The organism is Campylobacter sp. P091 (assembly GCF_002138935.1).
In the GTDB taxonomy this organism is placed as follows: Bacteria; Campylobacterota; Campylobacteria; order Campylobacterales; family Campylobacteraceae; genus Campylobacter; species Campylobacter devanensis.
In genome coordinates this window covers 33,606-53,239 of sequence record NZ_MJKZ01000009.1, presented here as the reverse complement: position 1 = coordinate 53,239, position 19,634 = coordinate 33,606, and the positions used below count along the sequence as shown (strand labels likewise).

Sequence of the window (19,634 nt, the reverse complement as noted above, 5' to 3'; positions counted from 1 at the left end):
AGTGCGTATTTGCAGCATCCAAATCAATGCTGGGGCGCCGTAGCTGGTAACACTCTTGGCTGGTGGCAACAAAATGTAGGCATTGAACTAAATTTAAAAGAAGGTGCACCGCAAGGTAATGAAGCTATCACGGATTGGTTTTATCAGAAATATCCACATATTCAAGGCGGATTACAGCCGTATCGTGGGATGATCTATTATCTTCAAGAGTTTTCGCCAAATGTCAAAATCTACGAAAACAACAATAACCCAACATATTTAGAAAGAGAGTATGGCCCAACCAAGATTAGTGGAGCGCCATTTTGGACTGAGAGATATAACTATCAAAGTGAAGGTATCACAAAATCTTTGATAGAAAACTTCCAAACAGGCAAGGTCGTAGCTGCGCTTACTGATGATACTCACACGGTTACGCTTTGGGGGATTGAAGTCGATGAGAAAACTGGCAAGATCAAAAAAGGCTATGTGAGTGACTCTGTCACAGACAAGGCTGGCCAACTCACTTTAAGAGAGGTTATAGGCAACTACGCCCCTGATAATAAGGGCAATGAAACTTTCCGCTTTCTTTATAGCTATTATGTATCTAGCACAAATACTTATGTCACCGATCTTTATGAGATTTATAGTATTACATATCTAAGCATAGATGAAGCTAGAAATAACGGCACATATGTAGATAGCTCTAATAGAAAAGATTGCTTATTGAGCGTTTTACCTGGTAGTGAGTGGGCTTGCGGAATTTCAACTAATGAAGGCAATCAAGGCTCAAATAACATCGAAAATTCTGGAAATACTGAAAATTCAGGTAGCCAAAATAACGGTAACCAAAGCAACAGCGGAAATTCAAGCAACACTGGAAATTCAGGAAATTCAAATAATCAAGGCTCTACTGGTAACCAAAACACAAATCAAGGTAATACCGGTAGTGGTAGCACAGCTCCAGAAAATGGTAACAACAACGCCGGAAATTCTAATAACCAAGGCTCAAATAATAACGGCAATCAAAATTCCAACAATCAAGGCTCAAATAACACCGAAAATTCTGGAAATACTGAAAATTCAGGTAGCCAAAATAACGGTAACCAAAGCAACAGCGGAAATTCAAGCAACACTGGAAATTCAGGAAATTCAAATAATCAAGGCGGTGTCTCTAGCGAAAATACCACAAATTTAATTACTCAATCTGTCCAAAATGAGGTAAATAAGCATAGTGAGCTTAATCTAGCCTTAGAAACAATAGGCGATACAACCATATACAAAATCCAAAAAAACGGCAAAGATATAGCCTTATATAACCCAAATTTAAGCACTCCGCTTGTAATAAATAGAGGCTTGGTTAATTACAAAATTACCAAAAATAATAATGGTGGCATAGAGATAACCAAATCTACAAACCAAGCAGCTTTAAAAGAAGCCAACGACGCTTCTAAGCTAAGTATGGATATAAACTACGCCGATATCAATAACCTAAATAAAAGGATGGGTGAACTAAGAGGCATTAACGCAACTGCTGGTAGCTGGGCTAGGATTTTGGGCGGACAGGGTGGCGGAGATGGATTTGAAAATAAATTTACCCATGTTCAAGCTGGTTTTGATAAACAAAGCCAAATTTCAAGCGGCTCTATTTTTAGCGGTATTACAGTAACTCACACAAGTAGCGATATAGATGGCGATAACGCAAAAGGCGATGTCAAAACAATCGGCGGTGGATTTTATATCTCTGGAGTATTTGATAATGGCTGGTATGTGGATGCCATCGCAAAATACACAAGAAATAACCATAAAATGGATTATAACTTCCCAAATATGAGTTTGAGCTTTTTGGATAGTGATTATAATACAAACTCACTTTATCTAGGTGGAGAATTTGGATATAGATTTGATTTTAATAATTTTTATATCGAGCCTCAAGCTGAATTTGTCTATCTCAACACTAGTGGCGCAACTCTAAATAGCAATGGATTTGAAATGGAGATTAAAAACTCTGATTTGCTAGTTGGTAGGGCTGGATTTAACTTTGCTAGAGAGATTTGGCTAGGCAAGATTAGAGCTTATGCGCTTGGCGGGCTTAGCTATCAATGGGAGATGGTGAAAAATGCTGAAATCCTAATAGATGGCGATAGCGCTAAAAACAATGATAAAGACTCTAGAATGCTTATGAATTTGGGTCTAAATATGGTAGCTAGTGAGAATTTAAGAATTGGCTTAACTTTAGAAAAATCTGCATTTGGTGATTATGATACAGACTTAGCTGTAAACTTAAATGCTAGATATTCATTTTAAGCTGGGTAGAGTGAGATATTTTTAAATTTTTATTTAGTGTTAAATTTATTTTGCTAGACTTATACGCAAATTTAAATTGGAGGAAAAATGAGTCTATATAATAGAAATCTTTCATCACAACAAAGTGATTTTGGTCGTGCTTATGAGAGTGAGCAATCTTTTAGCGCTAGAGCGACTTTTGTCAAGCAAACTTATCAGCTTCTTAGTGCTTCGCTTCTAGCGGCAACTGTGGGTGCATATATCGGCGTTGATTATGTAAAAAGCTTTAGCTGGATGCTTTTGATTCTTGAATTTGCTATGCTTTTTGGGCTATTTTTTACACGCAAAAATCCAACTCTAGCTCTATTTTTGCTATTTGGATTTACCTTTGTAAGCGGTCTTACTCTTGGCCCAGTGCTTAATACCTATATCGGTGCTGGTATGGGGCATATCATCACTCAAGCATTTTTGATGACTACTGTGGCTTTTGGTGGGCTAACTATCTTTGCTTTTAATACTAAGCGTGATTTTTCATCAATGGGTAAAATGCTATTTATCACACTAATTGTAATTGTCGTAGCTGGGCTTTTAAATTTATTTTTCCAAAGCACAATGTTAGCTACTATCATTTCAGCAGTTGGTGCGATACTATTTAGCGCATATATCTTATATGATACTCAGATGATTTTGCGTGGCGGATATGATAGCCCTGTGCTTGCTGCAGTTTCGTTGTATCTTGATATTTTAAATTTGTTTATCTCTCTTCTTAATCTTCTTGGTATATTTAACCGAGAATAATCAGAGCCACCGCTGTGGTGGCTTAACTAAATTTTTAACTTTTTTTGCTATAATCACGAGCTAATTACACCAATCAAAGGATACTCGTGAGTTCAATTCTTCTTATTATACAAGTTTTGCTAGCAGTGATTTTGACTATTGTCATATTACTACAAAAGAGTGCTTCTATGGGTCTTGGAGCTTATAGCGGAAGTAATGAGAGTCTATTTGGCGCTAAGGGTCCAGCTGGATTTTTAGCTAAATTTACATTTTTTATGGGGTTTTTGTTTGTTATTAATACCATAGCCCTTGGATATACATATAATCAATCTTTGCGTGATTCTGTAGTTGATAGTGCTAAATTTGACTCAATCCAAGCACCGCAAGCCCCAAATACCAACATAATACCTGCAGCACCAGCGGCACCAACAGCTGAAAATAACACAACAGCCAACTAAAAGGATAGATATGCTAAATGAAATTTACAACAACCAAAAACTACACAACGACAAAGCGCTAGAGGCTCTAAAGCGTGATTTTGCAACACTTCGCACAGGTAAGGTAAGTATTAATATCTTAGATCATGTACATGTAGATTACTATGGAAGCTCTACTGCGTTAAATCAAGTTGCCACCGTTTTGGCTACTGATGCTAGCACAATTACCATCACTCCATGGGAAAAATCTATGCTAAAAACTATCACTACGGCCATCCAAGCTGCAAATATTGGCGTAAATCCAAATAACGATGGCGAGAGCGTTAAGCTATTTTTCCCTCCTATGACAACTGAAGATCGTCAAAAAAATGCCAAAGAGGCAAAAGCTATGGGCGAAAAAGCAAAAGTAGCTATTAGAAACATCAGAAAAGATGCTAATGATGATATCAAAAAAATAGAAAAAGATAAAACTCTAAGCGAAGATGAGATCAAAAAAGGCTATGATGAGGTACAAAAAATTACTGATAATTATATCACCAAAGTAGATCAAATAGTAAAAGACAAAGAAGCTGAACTTTTAAAGGTTTGATATGAATTTAGAACAAATTTACAAAGATGCTGGAGCATATTTAGAGGGACATTTTTTACTAAGTAGTGGTAACCACTCACAATTTTATTTGCAGAGTGCAAAGGTTTTAGAAGATCCGATTTTAACAGGCGTTTTGTGCGATAAGTTATTTGCTAAAATTGCTGAGACTGGGGTTGAATTTGATAGTGTTTGTTCGCCTGCGCTTGGTGGAATTTTGGCCGGATATGAGCTAGCTAGAGCTGGTAAAAAAAGATTTATTTTTACTGAAAGAGTTGATAGCGTGATGAGCCTTAGGCGTGGATTTAGCGTAAAAGAGGGCGAGAGATTTATAATATGCGAAGATATAATAACTACTGGAGGCTCAGCCTTAGAAAGTGCTAAGATTATTGAGAGTTTAGGTGGCGTTGTAGTGGGATTTGCGGCGCTTGCAAATCGTGGATTTTGCTCTGTTAGTGGATTAAATAACGAAAGAAAAGATAGCTGTAAGCTCCCAGCTGATAAACCGCTTTTTGCTCTTGGTAATTTTGAATTTGAAATTTATCCGCCAGAGTCTTGTCCATTGTGTAAAAATGGCTCAAAAGCATTCAAGCCTGGGAGCCGTGGAAACGCATGAGCAAGGCTATAGCCGCAAATATTTTTAGCAGGGTAAAGGCATTTATTATGGATATGTTCTTTATCGCTGCCCCTCTTTTGTATATAATGACTTATGTAGTTTTAAGCGGCAAAGATGAATTTCAAAGTAATCAATTGGCTATATTTTTGGTTTGGTTAGTTTTTGGGCTGATACAATCTCTATTTTTTGCTTTTAAGGCTCAAAGTCCTGGGTATAAGGCACAAGGGATCTACCTAGTTGGCCTAAATGGCAAAAAGGCTAATTTGCTTATTTATATTCTTAGATACTTTTTCTTTATAACTACCTTTATTATAGGGGGATCATTTTTTTGCTTTTTTAGGAGAGATAAGCGAAATTTACATGATCTTTTAGCCGGGACAATCGTTGTACAAAAAGGCTAAATTTAGATTTAAGAGTTTATTTATCTTAATTTTGATATTATTGCATTTACAAATTTAATTAAGGATTTAATATGTCAGTAACTTTCAAAGGTACAGCAGTAGAATTAGAAGGAAATGTTGTAAATGTAGGCCAAAGAGCACCAGAAGTTGATCTAGTAGCTAAGGATCTATCTAGCCTAAAAGTAGGCGGTGCAAGTGGAAAATTCCAAGTCTTAATAGTAGTCCCAAGCCTAGATACAGGAGTTTGTGCGACTGAAGCTAGAACATTTAACCAAAAAGTAGCTAGCAAAAGCAATGTTGAAGCTACGGTTATATCGCTAGATCTTCCATTTGCTATGGGTAGATTTTGCTCGACTGAAGGAATCGAAAATTTAAGAGTGGCTAGTGATTTTAGAGGTGCTAAATTTGGTAAAGAGTATGGTGTTTTGCTAGCTAGTAGTCCGCTTGCTGGATTGCTAACTCGTGCTATTTTCGTAATTGATCCAAATGGTGTTGTAGTTTATAAAGAGCTAGTTAGCGAAATTACAACTGAGCCAAACTACGACGCAGCATTGAAAGCTATCGGCGGTGGTTGCGGTTGCGGCTGCTCTCACTAACTGAATTTTAAGCGTTATTATATCACGCTTTTTAGCGAAATTTGGAGCCATAATCGCTTTTGAATTTCGCTAATCTATCGCTATTTCAATCCATTTTCTACTATTTAGCTATTTAAAGATTTTTATTATTGTATAATTTCACTCAACCATCATAAATAGAAGGAAAAATATGAATTTAAGCCTTAAATTTAGACCGACGAAAATCAGCCAAATGGTAGGTCAAGATGATATTAGAGAAATTTTTACGAAATTTATAGAGAATAAAAATATCCCACATAGCTTGTTTTACGGCACGGCTGGAAGTGGTAAAACTACGATGGCTAAGATCATTGCTAAGGAGATGGATTATGAATTTTTCGAGCTTGATGGGGCGAATTTAAAAAGCGAAGAAGTCCGTAAAATCATAGCCAAATTTGACGGCTCACTATATTTGCCACTTATATTTATCGATGAATTTCATCGCCTTAGCAAGACTCAACAAGAGACGCTTTTAATCCCAATGGAAGAGAAAAAATGTATTATAATTGGTGCCACCACCGAAAATCCTAAATTCTCTGTAAGTAGCGGAATCCGCTCTAGGATGATGATATTTGAGTTTAAACAGCTATCATATAGAGATTTGGAGCTTTTATTAGCTGATATTAAAAAGAGTGTATATTTTGAGATTGATGAGAGTGCTAAGGATTATCTCATTAGCTCTAGCGGCGGCGATGCTAGAAGTATGCTAAATTTGCTAGAATACGCCCTAAGCGTGGATAAAAATATAAATTTAAAGATTTTAAAAACCCTAAGATGCTCTAGCTTTAGCGAAGGTAGCAGTAGCAAAGATACTCACTATAATCTAATAAGTGCGATGATAAAGAGCCTAAGGGGCAGCGATATCGATGCGGCGATATACTATCTTGCAAGGCTTATAGCAGCTGAGGAGGAGCCTGAATTTTTGGCTAGAAGGATGGTGATTTTTGCTAGTGAGGATATAGGCAATGCCAATCCAAATGCCCTAAATGTAGCCACAAATACCATGCTAGCAGTATCAAAAATAGGCTATCCAGAAGCTAGAATTATCCTAAGTCAATGCGCCGTCTATCTAGCTAGCTCGCCTAAATCCAACTCTAGCTACAAGGCTATAAATTTCGCACTTGATTATATAGCTAAAAATCCAGCCTTACCAGTGCCACCATATCTTATCAATACAGATGAAGCCAAAAAAGATTATCTATATCCGCATGATTTTGGTGGATGGGTGGAGCAAAAATATATGCAAAAAGATATTAAATTCTATCATAGCAACTCTATTGGATTTGAAAAAACTTTAGATGATTGGATAGAAAAAATCAAATTTAAAAACTAGTTTATAGTGAGGCTAATAGGGTATTTTTAATCTTAATTTAAGTATTGATTATGATTAAATTTGCTAGAATAGCCACTTTATAAATTTTATAATTAATAAAATAAAAATAGGGGGGGGGTGTAGTGCGAGAAGTGTTTTATATAGCTGGATTTGATCCTAGAAGCCCAAAATACTACTACTCCATCTTTAAAAACAATATCCATAAAACAAGCGCAATAGAACAAAATGAGCTAAATATAAGCAAATTTCAAATAGATGATTTACCATATTTTAATGTCGATTATAAGGGCGTTAGAACCAAATATAATTTTCTCATTTGGAATGATATAGTAAAAGAGCATTTCTGTAAAAGATTTTTTGAAGTTTTTGGGGCTTTATTTGTGGCGCTCTTTAATTACCCTATATCCGGCGCTGTCTATATGGTAGCTAGATATTCACGCACTCAATTGATTGCTGGATATTATCCTATAGTTTTTATATTGTTGTCATATTTTTTGACGGGATTTTTTTGTTATGGGCTTAGCTATTTTATCCAAAATTATATTTTGTGGATTATTTGCTCTATTTTACTCTTTTATCTAGCTACTAAGGGGATATTCTATCTAGGGATGAATGCGGGGATGTTTTGGCTACTTAGCATTTATAGATTTTGTTATAAATATGCTAGAAGCGAGATTAAAGGTGTAGATGAGAGAAATGAGGGCTTTGCTAATGAGATTATAAAAAGCTTAAAAAATAACCAAAATACCAATGACGAAGTGATGATAGTAGCGCATAGCGTTGGGGCGATTATAGCTATTAGTAGCGTGGCAAGAGTGATAGAAAAAAGCAAGATTGAAGGGCTAAATATATCAAATTTAAAGCTTGTTTTAATAGGCGGTTGTATCCCGCTTGTATCATTTCATAAATATGCAGATAAATTTAAAAAAGAGCTTGAGATAGTAGCAAATTCTGGCATCACCTGGTTGGATTTTAGCTCTAAGATTGATGGAGCATGCTTTTTTAAGGTAGATTATATCAAGCTTTTAAGGCAAAATGCCAAATCACCAAAGCTAATATCAGTTGGATTTTTTAAAATTTATGATAAAAAAACATACAAAAATATAAGATATAAGTGGTATCAAGTTCATTTTTTGTATCTTAAAGCGACTCAAATTCGTGGTGGGTATGATTATTTTTATTTAACCATAGACCCTAATAAACTTGAAGATAAGAAATTTTAAGGAGTCAATTATGGGAGTTTGTCCATTTCACCCAAAACCGCATAGTAGCAAAGCCGGGCTCATCACTACATTTTTCTTAAAACGCAGATCGTGGCTAGATGGTTTATATGCTAAGAGTTATAAGATGAGAGCTGGCAGAGTTAAGATGCCTGGATTTGACCTTTTTGTAGTAAATGATCCTAAAGAAGTTCGCAAAATTATGGTAGATAATGTCAAGGAATTCCCAAAAAGCGATATGCTACACGAGCTTTTAAAGCCACTTTTGGGCGTTAGTATTTTTACTACTAATGGCGAGGTGTGGAAAAAGCAAAGAGAGCTTTTAAGACCAAGTTTTGAGATGACTAGGATTAGTAAGGTTTTTGATCTGATGAGTAGTGCGGCTGCTGATATGATGGATAGATTTAGAAAATATTCTGATGGAACTATTGTTGAGGTTGATGAGCATATGACATTTGTAACTGCAGATGTAATATTTCGTACTATTATGAGTTCTAAGCTAGATGAGATAAAAGGCAAAGAGATATTGCATGCATTTGTAACATTTCAAGAAGAGACTGCTAGAACAGCTATTAGAAAGTTTTTTTGTGTGCCACAATGGCTTTCAAATATTCTTGGAGAAAATAAAAGAATGAAAGCTGGAGCTGTAATTAGAAAGAGTCTTTCAGATATCATTAAACCTAGATATGAAAATTATGAGAGCGATACATATTGCGATATTCTCTCATCGCTTTTACATACAGTAGATGCTAGTAGCGGGGAGCGTTTTAGTTTTGAAGAGATTTTAGATCAAGTATCAATGTTATTTTTAGCAGGCCATGAGACAACAGCAAGTTCTCTAACATGGACTCTATACTGTTTAAGCCTTGATCAAGACGCTCAGCAAAAAGCATATAATGAGATAATTAGCATTAATAAAGATGGAAAATTTAGCATTTCAGATATTAAAGAGATGAAGTATTTAACTAATGTCTTTAAAGAAGCTCTAAGACTATATCCGCCAGTTGGATTCTTTGCTCGTCAAAGTAAAGGCGAGGCTAAAATACGAGATAAGGTGCTGCAAAAAGGTTCAGGAGTTGTCGTTGCACCATGGCTAATTCATAGGCATGATGATTTTTGGGATGCTCCACATGAGTTTAGACCAGATAGACATAATGAAAATATTCCAAAAGAAAAATATATGCCATTTGGGTTAGGTGAGCGAATTTGTATCGGACAAGGCTTTGCTATGCAAGAGGCGATTATAATTTTAGCTAATATTTTACGCGAATTTAAGTTGGAGCTAAAAGATGGGTTTATCCCTGATGTTGTCGGTAGGCTCACAGTTCGCTCAGCCAATGGAATGATGATTAAGATGAGCAAAAGGTAGCACGTTTGAGATTTAAAGAGAAGTTAGCTGGGACGGCGCTTTTATGCGTACTTGTCCCACTAGCTGTAGTGGGTTATATCTATATTGCTATTGTAGGGACTTTTGGTAATCCAGCTCGTGCTAGACAGGCAGTTAGAGCGCTTGATCACTTTGTCAATGCAGCTGTATTTAATGGATATGCATGGGAGTCAGTTTCTAGTCACGCATGGAGAATGCGTCATAAAAGATGGGCTAAAATTGTTATTTTCATCACCGACAAATTTCAAAAAAATCATTGTCAAAGAGCCAATAAAAGAGAACAGCCAATTATCGATCTAATGCTCTCAAGAAGGCTAAATGAGCAGACAATAGGTATAAAGAAAAAATAATAAAAATTTAATTTGGATATGTAAATATTTAAAAAGATAATTTTAAGCTCTTTATTACTTGATTTTAAGTAAAATTTAGCACTTAGTATTTGGAATTTGAAAGATTAAAAAATGAAAAAAATATTATCAATTTTGACTATTTTTGCTACTGCAGCAATAGCAATTGCACCTGTTAGTTCTATAAATTCAGTCAATTCAGCTACGGTAAATTCTCAAGCTCAAATTGCAAACTCGCAATCTCAAGCTGCGCTAATCCCACAAGATGCCAATCTCACTATAAGTGCCACAGAGCCAATTCAAATGGTTTTTGGTGAAAATTTATTTAATGGCAACTTTACAATGGTAAGCCAGCATATTTATAATCCTGATTATATTTTGGCTATTGGCGATATTGTAAATGTTAAGTTGTGGGGCGCATATGAGTTTGAACAGCAGCTTACTATCGATTCACAAGGTAATATATTTTTACCAAAAGTTGGGGTTATTAAGCTTCTTGGTGTGAAAAATTCAAATTTAGTTAATGTGATTTCAAAAAGTGTAAAAAGAGTATTTAAGGAAAATGTTCATGTCTATGCCGATATGGGTATCTATCAAAATGTATCTATATTTGTTACTGGTAATGTAAATAAGCCAGGCCTTTATCAAGGGCTTAGTTCAGATTCTCTTATACAGTTCATAGATAAAGCTGGCGGTATAAATCCACAATATGGTAGCTTTCGCAATATTACTGTAGTGCGAAATAACCAGCCATATAAGAGTATAGATCTGTATGATTTTATGGTTGATGGCAAGATTGAGATGTTTGCTTTAAAAAATGGCGATGTGATATTAGTAGGTAGTGTAGGGGCGTATATGAGTGCTAGTGGCGAAGTGCTACGCTCATATAGATTTGAGGCTAAAAATAACTCAATGAGCCTAAAAGAGCTAGCAAGACTAGCAGGAATTAAGCCAGTAGTAACCCAAGCTATAGTAAAAAGCTATAATAATAGCCAAATTCAAATTACTAGTTATCCTTTAACAAAATTTGATTCTGTAAAGTTAAGGGCTGGAGATGCTGTGGAGTTTATGACTGACCATGCTGCAACTGAAGTGCGTATAAATATAGATGGCGAACATAGCGGAGCTCGTGCGATTGTTGTACCTAAAGGGACTACTCTTGGCGAGCTTATGGAAAAGATTGGATTTAATGCGCAGTCTAATGTAGATGCTATTCAACTTTTTAGAAAAAGTGTAGCAAAAATGCAAAAAAATCTTATAGATTCACATCTAAGGGAGTTAGAGTCTATCGCTCTTACGACATCATCAGCTACTACGCAAGAAGCTCAAATCAGAGCTGCTGAAGCTAAATCTATTTTGGAGTTTATAGAGCGTGCTAGGCAGGTTGAACCAAAAGGCCAAGTAGTAATTAGCAATAAAGATGATATAAATCAGATTGTATTGCAAGAAGATGATACGATATATATCCCAACTAAGGATAACATAGTAATTGTCCAAGGCGAAGTCTCTATGCCAGGGGCGTTTACTCATGTGGCTGATTCTGATATAGAAGATTATATCGAGATGGCCGGAGATCTAAGCGCTAGGGCCGATAGTAGTAGAGTTATCCTAGTATCAGCTAATGGCAAAGCTGGTAAATTTAGAGCTTCAAGTGGCGAGAATGTCTATCCTGGAGATTCAATTTTGGTATTACCAAAGGTAGAAGGCAAAACTCTTCAAGCTACAAGTATCTTAACTCAAATTCTATATCAACTAGCAATCGCTGCTAAAGTGGTGATAGATCTGTAAGGGCATTAGATAGATAGAATAAATTTAATTTTATTTTGTCTATCTAAATTTTTAAGCTAAATTTCGCTATTAAAAATTATATAAATTTAAAATATCAAATTAATTTATCGTTTAATTTATGCTTATTTAAATAAAATTTAGCTAAAATGAGACTTTAAATTTTAACAAAAATCAAAGGTCTTATGATGCAGATACTATCTCATCGTGGTTGGTGGCAATATAGCAGTGAAAAAAACCATCTCATAGCATTTAAAAAAGAATTTGAATATTGCCTAAAAGATATATCTCAACCTTATAGGGGGGGGGTAGAGACTGATATTAGAGATTATAATGGCTCACTTGTAATCTCCCATGATATAGCTACAAAAGACTCTTTGAGTTTAGATGATTTTCTATCTCTATACTCTAATTATAATATTCATACCAACTCAACTCTAGCTTTAAATATTAAATCAGACGGCCTACAAATAGAACTTAAATCCATACTTCAAAAATATAAAATAGAAAATTACTTCGTCTTTGATATGTCCGTTCCAGATGCTTTAGGCTATATTAAATATGGATTAAATGTCTTTACACGCCAAAGTGAGTATGAGACTATTCCACCATTTTATCAAGATGCCAAAGGGGTTTGGCTAGATGAATTTCACACACATTGGATAGATGAAAAAATCATAGAATCTCACCTTAAAAATAACAAACAAATTTGCATAGTCTCACCAGATTTACATAAAAGAGATTATACCAAAGATTGGCAAGAGTATAAAGGGATTGAAATTAGATTAAATAATCCAAATTTAATGCTATGTACTGATAAAGTAGCAGAAGCTAGGAGGTTTTTTAATGAGTCAAATTAAAGCAGTGATTTTCGATATGGATGGAGTATTGATAGAAGCCAAAGATTGGCATTATGAAGCGTTAAATAGAGCGCTTAGGCTATTTGGATTAGAGATTAGCTATTTAGAGCATTTAACCACATTTGATGGATTACCGACAAAGAAAAAGCTAGAGATATTATCAGTTGATAGAAAACTGCCTAAATCTTTACATAATTTTATTAATCAAATGAAACAACTTTATACAATGGAGATTGTCTATCAATCTTGTAAGCCTAGATTTTATCACCAATACGCCCTATCTAAACTACATAAAGAGGGTTATAAAATGGCGGTTTGTTCTAATTCTATCTATAATACAATTGATGTAATGATGCAAAAAGCCGCCCTTAATCCATATTTGGATTTTTATATCTCTAATGAAGATGTCAAGCACGGCAAACCAGACCCAGAGATGTATAACAAAGCTATAGCCAAATTTGGGTTAAAACCAAATGAGTGTATGATAGTAGAAGATAATGAAAATGGCATTAAAGCAGCAAGAGCAAGCGGGGCTAATGTGATGATAGTAAAAGAAGTTAGCGATGTCAATTATGAAAATATCAAAGAGCATATTTTTAAATTTCAAAAGGGGGATTTATGATAAATATCGTTATTCCACTAGCGGGGAAAAGCAATTTTTTTAAAGAAGATGAGATTATCTTTCCTAAGCCTTTTGTTGAGATTTGTGGTAAAACCATGATAGAGATATTGATAGATAATTATAAAGAGATTACCAACAAGCAATTTATTTTTATACTTAAAGATGATGATGTAAGTGAATTTCACCTAGATGAAGCTATCAAGGTATTAGACCCAAGCGCTCATATCATTACACTTAAAAACCCTACACAAGGTATGGCGTGTAGCGCTCTTTTGGCTATTGATTATATAGATGATAACTCGCCACTAATCATCGCTAACGCAGATCAAATTTTTGATATAAATTTAAATATTGTTTTAGATTATTTCAAAGATTATGATGCTGGGGTAATTGCCTTTGACTCTATCCATCCTAGATGGGCCTATGTAAGAGTGGATAATAACTCAAATGTGATAGAAGCAGTGGAGAAAAAGCCAATTAGCAAAAACGCAATTGCGGGATTTTATTATTACAAACAAGGTGTGGATTTTATCCAAGCTAGTCAAAACATGATAATCAACGACTCCCATCTAAATGGGCAATTCTACATAGCGCCTACCTTAAATGAGCTTATTTTAATGGGTAAAAATGTTGGAGTATATAAGATAGATAATGAGTTATATCATACTTTTTATAGTATGGAGAAGATTAGAGATTATGAAAGGATTAAAAATGCTTAAAAGATTAACTCAAGATTATATAGATAGTTTTAACGCAAAAGATTTAGATGCCATATCACAGATGCTAAGCGATGAGTTTTCATTAGAAGATCCAGTCGTTAAAAGGCTAGAAGGTAAGGATAAATGCCTAAAAGCTATTTTAAATATTTTTAACAATTGCCAAAATTTAAATTTCAAAGCCAAAAATATCTACACAGATGACAAAACTAGCTTTATAGAGTTTATACTAATTTTAGATGATAAGCATTTAGAGGGCGTAGATATCATAGAGTGGAATGAAAATTACAAAATTTCAGCCCTTAGAGCATATCTGTATGAGGTGGTAGATGGCTAAAAACAAAATTTGTTTTTTAATCCATACACATCTTCCTAGATTTGAAAGAGCATATGCTTTTATGTGTAGTTTTATGGATTGCGGTTTAAAAGACCAAGCAGATCTTTGTTTTGTATTTAGCAATTATAGCGATGAGATTACTTTTCTTGTAAAATATGGCGGATGGTTTAGAAGTATTGTTTTAGAAAATGAGTTAAAAAGCGTGAAAGATTATAGCGGTATAGTTAATATCAAAAAACTATACGCCTTATATCTTATACAACAAGATTATAAGTATATTATCATTTTAGATGATGAGTCTATGATTATCAAAAATATAAATTTAATGGATATGTGCGATGAATTTGTAAGTAATAGACTGCTCTATGGCAATCAAACACAAAGCGATTGGAGCTATATATATAATGAATCTGTAAAATTCTTTGAGAAAAAGCCACCAAAAGAGTTGTATTTTTGGTTTAATCAGTTATGTATATATCCTTGTAAATTTCTTCAAGATTTTTTTGATAAAAGCGGATTGGAAAGAGACTTTATAAAGTGTGATTTTTCTAGAATAAGCTGGGGAAGCTTTGATTATATGGTATTTGGATTTTATCTCATTGCTTATCAAGAGTTTAAAATTTTAGATTTAGAGTGCTTGAGTGATTGGGGTGCCATAGAGCATAATAGATTAACTTTATACAGCAAAAAAATATTTTCTATTAAATTTTATCATAGCAATCCAAATTCGCTCAATATAAAAGATAGAGATAATGTATTTTGCTTGATACACTTAGATAGAATGCATAAATTTGAATACATCAATTACACAGCCACACAAATAATCAAAAACCATCTAAGCTACAAACTTGGCGAGGCTTTGATAAAAGCAAATAACAAAGGCTTTATCAACGGTGGGGGGGGGTATTTGGCTGCTATTTGAGATTAGGCGCATAATAAAAGAGCATAAAAAGGCAAAAAATGAAAATCGATAATTTAGATAGTATGATTCGTGGTTGGTTTGTAGGTGATTTTGAACCAAATGTATTAAAATCAGACCAAGTAGAAGTAGGGGTAAAAAGCTACAAAAAAGGCGACTATGAAGAGAGGCATTACCACAAAATAGCCACCGAAATCACAGTGATAACCAAAGGCAAAGTTAAAATGAACGGCGTGATATATAGCGAAGGCGATATCATCACGATAGCCCCATTTGAAGATACGGATTTTGAGGCTTTAGAAGATTCTCAAAATGTAGTAGTCAAAATCCCAGCCGCTAAAAATGATAAATATCTAGGAAAATATGGAGACAACAATGAGTAAAATAAATATTTTAATACCAGCAGCAGGGGCTGGGAGTAGATTTGCCAAAGAAGGATATATCAAGCCAAAGCCTTTTATAGATGTGCTAGGTAAGCCGATGATTGTAAGAGTTTTAGAGAATTTAAAAGTTGATGATGCGCACTATATAATCATTTTACAAAAATCCCATTTCGAACAAGAAAAAGAGCTATGTAATCTAATAGCCAAAGATTATAATGTTAGCTTTGTATGCGTAGAGACTTTGACAGAGGGCACTGCTTGTTCTGTTTTACACGCTAGGGAACTTATAAATAATGATACGCCTTTGATGATAGCAAATTCAGATCAAATCGTAGATATAGATATCCAAAAATACATTGATGACGCACTTGATAGGGGCTTAGATGGCTCAATTCTATGCTTTAAAGATTTAGAAAAAAGCCCCAAATGGTCTTTTGTAAAAATGAACAATGAGCTAATTGTAGAAGTAAAAGAAAAAGAGGTTGTATCTGATATTGCTACAGTTGGAATTTATCTATTTTCTAAAGGAAGTTTATTTGTAGATTCGGTTATAGATATGATTGCGAGAAACGATAGAGTTAATAATGAATTTTATACTGCTCCAGCCTATAATTATGCAATTAAAAATGGAGCAAAAATTGGTTGTTTTTTGATGAATTTTGATGATATGCACGGCATAGGCATTCCAGATGATTTGCAAAAATATATAAAATTTATTAAAGGATAATTATGACCCAAAAAAGATTAGCAATACAATTTTTTGGTCATACAAGAACATATAAAGATACTTGTGAAAGTTTTTTTAAACATATAGTTGAACCCAATTTAAAAGATGGCTGGGAAATTGATATATTTATACATACTTGGGATATGAGTAGTAGCAGTGATAGAAGTTGGCATAATGAAAAGGATTTATTCGACATTAATCCATTAAATCAAAATGATATAGATGATATAAAAAGAGTATATAAACCAAAAAAGTTATTAGTAGAACATCTACAAGAAGGTGCTCACGGAGGGGGCGAATCTAAGAAAAGAGGAAATAGACTAAGAGAATCCTATGAAAAAGAAAATAGTATAAAATATGATTATATTTTATATACTAGATTAGATATTTTATTTGCTACGCCATTAAATATTTCAAAATATATCGACTTATATACAATGCATTTTGAAATGAAGCCTTATGGACTACCAGAAAAACACTGCTTTTGTCCATTTAATCCCTTTGTTAGAATGCCTATTATAGATATTAGATATATCAATGAAGGTGATATTGTTTATTTCACAAACTATCCGCATGATGAATATGCACCATTTTGGTGTAAAGATTTATTTAATATTTTAATCGATTATAAATTTCATAGGGATTTTTTCTTACAAAGAAGAGATTTTATTCATGGATATAATAGCTCATTAGAAGCCAAATTAAAAATAGAACAAGATAAATTATCTAAAGCAAATTTACAACTAGATATAAAAAATATAGAGCTCAAAAAATTACAAGATAAATCATCAGAATTGCAACTGCAATTAGATGAAAAAACTAAAGAAAATATGCAAATACTCTCTAAATTTAAATCCTTAGAGGATACTCTCAACTCCTACCCTATCAAAAAACAATCCTTAGAGATTTCAAATTTAGAACAAGATCTAATAAACAAAAAACTAAAAGCTCAAATCTTAGAAAAAGAGCTAGGTCTTGATAATGAAATAAATTTAAAATACAACAACACACTCCAAGAAAACAAAACCCTAAAAGCTCAATTATCTAAATTAAGTCAAGAGTATAAATCACTCACCAACCAAATAACCAATCAAACAACAAATCAAACCGCCAAATCTCGCATTAAAAACCAGCTAAGCTATAAACTTGGTCAAGCTATGATTGAGAATTCAAAAAGCATATGGGGATATATCAGAATGCCTTATATCCTAAGCTATATCAAAGAAACCCACCAAAAAGAGCAAAAACTCTATCAAGAAAAGATTAAAGCTAACCCAAGCTTAAAGCTCCCACCACTTGAGACCTATCCAGATTACAATGAAGCTATAAAGATAAAAGAGCATCTAAGCTACAAACTTGGAGAGGCTTTGATAAATGCTGATAAGTCTAAGCTTAAATTAGGCTACCTAAGCTTATGGTTTAAATGTAAAAATATCACCAAAGAGCATAAAGATAATCACAAAAATAGCCCAAATCATTAAAACCAAACCATAAATAAAATTCATAAATACCAACTATTTCATTTAGTAAAATCTAAATGAAATAGTCCAAACAACCCTAAAACACAAATAAATATAATTAAATTTAATATATAATCAACTATTATAAATCTCTTTTTAAACCTCTTTATACTCCTTTAAACCAAATTTAGCTACACTCAGTTTTGAAATCAATTATCAAAATTAATCAAGAATAATATAATTATTTAAGTAATATAAATTTGAAAAATAAAATTTAAAATATCAATTTTTAAATTTAAAAATAAAAATTCAAATTCAAAAGATAAATTGATAAAACACACCAACTCAAAGGCCACAAATGCGAAATTTGCTATTTTTGCTCTTTATATCTTTAATTTTCATATCTTGCTCTTCAAGCAAAGCGCCATATTCTTTGCCTATTATAGATGATAACTTCACTCGTAATTCTCTAAAAACACCTATATTAAATAAATTTGATTTAACAAATTCAAATAACCCCACCAACCAAACAAATATAACCCCATCAAATAATCAGCCAAATTCATCTAGCCAACCACCCCAAATAACTCAGCCACCGCTATTAACCGCCCCAGCTGCTCTAGGCTCATCCCCATTTAGCGGCGCCAAATCCACCCCACTTACTATAATAAACCCAATGGGTGGCTCAGCGATAACCGTTTGGGCATTAGCTTCTGGTAATTGGCTATGGGGATATACCTTAGATAACTCTAAAGAGTTTGGTAGAGCTAGGTCGTGGCAAGTTCTAAATCTAGGTAATGATATAGCTTTGATTATAAATTTCCTTACTAATACTTGTATCCATGATGAAGGTGGTGGTATCACTCACAGAAATTGTGATATCAATAACAAATCCCAACAATGGCAACTATCAGCTATGGATAATGGTGCCATTCAGATAAAATCTAGCGCTTCAAACAAGTGTATCACAACAGATCTTGGCTTGCTAACTCAAACTGGCAGCTTTTACAGTCTTGCTATGAGAGAGTGTAATTTTAAGCCAAATTTTAATCAACAATGGGTATTTATCCCTGAAGCCGCACCAACCTCTCCACTCTTAGGATATCAACAATGAAAAATATATTAATAATACTATTATTTAGCTTTATAAGCTTATATGCTAATATAGATGATTTTAAAACAGCCACTTGGAATATGCAAGGCTCAAGTGCTAGTAGTGAGGCTAAATGGAGCATTAGTATAGCTCAAATGTTCTCTGGAGCTAATGGAATAGATGTCTTAGCCATCCAAGAAGCTGGCACCTTACCTGCTACAGCCGAGCCAACTGGAAGAGAGTTTAGAGCATTTGGTACTAGTGTGGTTGTAACTGAACATGTATGGAATATAGGCACAAGACTAAGACCTGATCTAATCTTTATATATTATGCTAGGACAGATTTAGGTGGTAATAGAGTAAATTTAGCCCTAGCTAGTAGAAGACAAGCTGATGAAGTATTCTTACGACCACCTCCAACAACAGCCTCAAGACCAATGCTAGGAATTAGAATAGATAATGATGCATTCTTTAGTATTCACGCATTAGCTAATGGCGGAGCTGATGCTTCAGCTATTGTGCATAATATAGATCTATTCTTTCAAAGCACCCCAACCCTAGCTAATACCAATTGGATTATAATGGGGGATTTTAATAGAGAGCCAGTAGATCTACTTAGCTCATTTGAGTTAGAGTTAAGACTTAGAACTAGGATAGTTACAAATAACGCCATCACTCAAATAAGCGCTAGAAGAACTCTAGATTATGCTATAGTAGGTAACTCCAATAGAGCTATCGCACCAGCACCACTA

At 34.0% G+C, this 19,634-nt stretch carries 22 protein-coding genes; all 22 read left to right on the top strand.

Going from position 1 to position 19,634, the window contains the following annotated elements:
• Positions 1 to 2,283 (top strand): autotransporter outer membrane beta-barrel domain-containing protein (locus CIGNP91_RS08185; RefSeq protein ID WP_086253887.1); only part of this gene is annotated, 2,283 nt, incomplete at its 5' end.
• Positions 2,284 to 2,370: 87 nt separating this feature from the next.
• A complete protein-coding gene (locus tag CIGNP91_RS08180; protein ID WP_086253886.1) occupies positions 2,371 to 3,060 on the top strand; it encodes a Bax inhibitor-1/YccA family protein in 690 nt (229 codons plus the stop codon).
• Between the two features lie 86 nt (positions 3,061 to 3,146).
• Positions 3,147 to 3,497 carry a preprotein translocase subunit SecG gene (secG, locus tag CIGNP91_RS08175; protein ID WP_086229951.1) on the top strand — a complete coding sequence of 117 codons (351 nt, stop codon included), beginning with the start codon at positions 3,147 to 3,149 and terminating at the stop codon, positions 3,495 to 3,497.
• A 10-nt stretch (positions 3,498 to 3,507) separates the two neighbouring features.
• Positions 3,508 to 4,065 (top strand): ribosome recycling factor, encoded by a 558-nt coding sequence (frr, locus tag CIGNP91_RS08170; RefSeq protein ID WP_086253885.1) that lies wholly within the window; start codon positions 3,508 to 3,510, stop codon positions 4,063 to 4,065.
• A 1-nt stretch (position 4,066) separates the two neighbouring features.
• On the top strand, positions 4,067 to 4,678 hold the full coding sequence (gene pyrE / locus CIGNP91_RS08165) for an orotate phosphoribosyltransferase (RefSeq protein ID WP_086253884.1): 612 nt from the start codon (positions 4,067 to 4,069) through the stop codon (positions 4,676 to 4,678).
• Entirely contained in the window at positions 4,675 to 5,079 is a 405-nt protein-coding gene (locus CIGNP91_RS08160; RefSeq protein WP_086235204.1) for an RDD family protein, read from the top strand. The genes pyrE and CIGNP91_RS08160 overlap by 4 nt, the downstream gene beginning before the upstream one ends.
• Before the next feature lie 71 nt (positions 5,080 to 5,150).
• Positions 5,151 to 5,675 (top strand): thiol peroxidase, encoded by a 525-nt coding sequence (tpx, locus tag CIGNP91_RS08155; RefSeq protein ID WP_086225446.1) that lies wholly within the window; start codon positions 5,151 to 5,153, stop codon positions 5,673 to 5,675.
• Between the two features lie 169 nt (positions 5,676 to 5,844).
• A complete protein-coding gene (locus CIGNP91_RS08150; protein WP_086253883.1) occupies positions 5,845 to 7,026 on the top strand; it encodes a replication-associated recombination protein A in 1,182 nt (393 codons plus the stop codon).
• Positions 7,027 to 7,148: 122 nt separating this feature from the next.
• Positions 7,149 to 8,249: an alpha/beta hydrolase gene (locus CIGNP91_RS08145; RefSeq protein WP_086253882.1), complete on the top strand. Its 1,101-nt coding sequence runs from the start codon at positions 7,149 to 7,151 to the stop codon at positions 8,247 to 8,249.
• Positions 8,250 to 8,259: 10 nt separating this feature from the next.
• Complete coding sequence (locus CIGNP91_RS08140; RefSeq protein WP_086253881.1) at positions 8,260 to 9,615, top strand: cytochrome P450; 1,356 nt, start codon at positions 8,260 to 8,262, stop codon at positions 9,613 to 9,615.
• Between the two features lie 5 nt (positions 9,616 to 9,620).
• Positions 9,621 to 9,983, top strand: a complete 363-nt coding sequence (locus CIGNP91_RS08135) for a hypothetical protein (RefSeq protein WP_086234121.1) — start codon at positions 9,621 to 9,623, stop codon at positions 9,981 to 9,983.
• A 111-nt stretch (positions 9,984 to 10,094) separates the two neighbouring features.
• Positions 10,095 to 11,768, top strand: a complete 1,674-nt coding sequence (locus CIGNP91_RS08130; protein ID WP_086253880.1) for a polysaccharide biosynthesis/export family protein — start codon at positions 10,095 to 10,097, stop codon at positions 11,766 to 11,768.
• Between the two features lie 185 nt (positions 11,769 to 11,953).
• A complete protein-coding gene (locus CIGNP91_RS08125) occupies positions 11,954 to 12,625 on the top strand; it encodes a hypothetical protein (protein WP_086253879.1) in 672 nt (223 codons plus the stop codon).
• Entirely contained in the window at positions 12,612 to 13,247 is a 636-nt protein-coding gene (locus tag CIGNP91_RS08120; protein WP_086253878.1) for an HAD family hydrolase, read from the top strand. The genes CIGNP91_RS08125 and CIGNP91_RS08120 overlap by 14 nt, the downstream gene beginning before the upstream one ends.
• Positions 13,244 to 13,966, top strand: coding sequence for a glycosyltransferase family 2 protein (locus CIGNP91_RS08115; RefSeq protein ID WP_086253877.1), 723 nt, complete (start codon positions 13,244 to 13,246; stop codon positions 13,964 to 13,966). Before CIGNP91_RS08120 ends, CIGNP91_RS08115 begins: the two co-directional genes overlap by 4 nt.
• Entirely contained in the window at positions 13,959 to 14,300 is a 342-nt protein-coding gene (locus CIGNP91_RS08110; protein ID WP_086253876.1) for a nuclear transport factor 2 family protein, read from the top strand. Before CIGNP91_RS08115 ends, CIGNP91_RS08110 begins: the two co-directional genes overlap by 8 nt.
• A complete protein-coding gene (locus CIGNP91_RS08105) occupies positions 14,293 to 15,222 on the top strand; it encodes a hypothetical protein (protein ID WP_086253875.1) in 930 nt (309 codons plus the stop codon). Before CIGNP91_RS08110 ends, CIGNP91_RS08105 begins: the two co-directional genes overlap by 8 nt.
• 38 nt (positions 15,223 to 15,260) lie before the next feature.
• Positions 15,261 to 15,602 carry a cupin domain-containing protein gene (locus tag CIGNP91_RS08100; RefSeq protein WP_086253874.1) on the top strand — a complete coding sequence of 114 codons (342 nt, stop codon included), beginning with the start codon at positions 15,261 to 15,263 and terminating at the stop codon, positions 15,600 to 15,602.
• Position 15,603: 1 nt separating this feature from the next.
• Entirely contained in the window at positions 15,604 to 16,329 is a 726-nt protein-coding gene (locus tag CIGNP91_RS08095; RefSeq protein ID WP_086253890.1) for a glycosyltransferase family 2 protein, read from the top strand.
• A gap of 2 nt (positions 16,330 to 16,331) precedes the next feature.
• Complete coding sequence (locus CIGNP91_RS08090) at positions 16,332 to 17,810, top strand: hypothetical protein (RefSeq protein ID WP_086253873.1); 1,479 nt, start codon at positions 16,332 to 16,334, stop codon at positions 17,808 to 17,810.
• 337 nt (positions 17,811 to 18,147) lie between these two features.
• Positions 18,148 to 18,903, top strand: a complete 756-nt coding sequence (locus CIGNP91_RS08085) for a ricin-type beta-trefoil lectin domain protein (RefSeq protein ID WP_086253872.1) — start codon at positions 18,148 to 18,150, stop codon at positions 18,901 to 18,903.
• The coding region (locus CIGNP91_RS08660; protein WP_086253871.1) for a cytolethal distending toxin subunit B family protein at positions 18,900 to 19,634 on the top strand (735 nt) is incomplete at its 3' end. The genes CIGNP91_RS08085 and CIGNP91_RS08660, both read left to right, overlap by 4 nt.

What these genes read in the sequence shown, in the direction of transcription:
- CIGNP91_RS08100 (WP_086253874.1), top strand. Translation starts at nt 15,261, where the DNA reads ATGAAAATCGATAATTTAGATAGTATGATTCGTGGTTGGTTTGTAGGT.
- frr (WP_086253885.1), top strand. Translation starts at nt 3,508, where the DNA reads ATGCTAAATGAAATTTACAACAACCAAAAACTACACAACGACAAAGCG.
- CIGNP91_RS08085 (WP_086253872.1), top strand. Translation starts at nt 18,148, where the DNA reads ATGCGAAATTTGCTATTTTTGCTCTTTATATCTTTAATTTTCATATCT.
- pyrE (WP_086253884.1), top strand. Translation starts at nt 4,067, where the DNA reads ATGAATTTAGAACAAATTTACAAAGATGCTGGAGCATATTTAGAGGGA.
- CIGNP91_RS08160 (WP_086235204.1), top strand. Translation starts at nt 4,675, where the DNA reads ATGAGCAAGGCTATAGCCGCAAATATTTTTAGCAGGGTAAAGGCATTT.
- CIGNP91_RS08115 (WP_086253877.1), top strand. Translation starts at nt 13,244, where the DNA reads ATGATAAATATCGTTATTCCACTAGCGGGGAAAAGCAATTTTTTTAAA.
- CIGNP91_RS08125 (WP_086253879.1), top strand. Translation starts at nt 11,954, where the DNA reads ATGCAGATACTATCTCATCGTGGTTGGTGGCAATATAGCAGTGAAAAA.
- CIGNP91_RS08130 (WP_086253880.1), top strand. Translation starts at nt 10,095, where the DNA reads ATGAAAAAAATATTATCAATTTTGACTATTTTTGCTACTGCAGCAATA.
- CIGNP91_RS08090 (WP_086253873.1), top strand. Translation starts at nt 16,332, where the DNA reads ATGACCCAAAAAAGATTAGCAATACAATTTTTTGGTCATACAAGAACA.
- tpx (WP_086225446.1), top strand. Translation starts at nt 5,151, where the DNA reads ATGTCAGTAACTTTCAAAGGTACAGCAGTAGAATTAGAAGGAAATGTT.
- CIGNP91_RS08105 (WP_086253875.1), top strand. Translation starts at nt 14,293, where the DNA reads ATGGCTAAAAACAAAATTTGTTTTTTAATCCATACACATCTTCCTAGA.
- CIGNP91_RS08120 (WP_086253878.1), top strand. Translation starts at nt 12,612, where the DNA reads ATGAGTCAAATTAAAGCAGTGATTTTCGATATGGATGGAGTATTGATA.
- CIGNP91_RS08150 (WP_086253883.1), top strand. Translation starts at nt 5,845, where the DNA reads ATGAATTTAAGCCTTAAATTTAGACCGACGAAAATCAGCCAAATGGTA.
- CIGNP91_RS08140 (WP_086253881.1), top strand. Translation starts at nt 8,260, where the DNA reads ATGGGAGTTTGTCCATTTCACCCAAAACCGCATAGTAGCAAAGCCGGG.
- CIGNP91_RS08180 (WP_086253886.1), top strand. Translation starts at nt 2,371, where the DNA reads ATGAGTCTATATAATAGAAATCTTTCATCACAACAAAGTGATTTTGGT.
- CIGNP91_RS08110 (WP_086253876.1), top strand. Translation starts at nt 13,959, where the DNA reads ATGCTTAAAAGATTAACTCAAGATTATATAGATAGTTTTAACGCAAAA.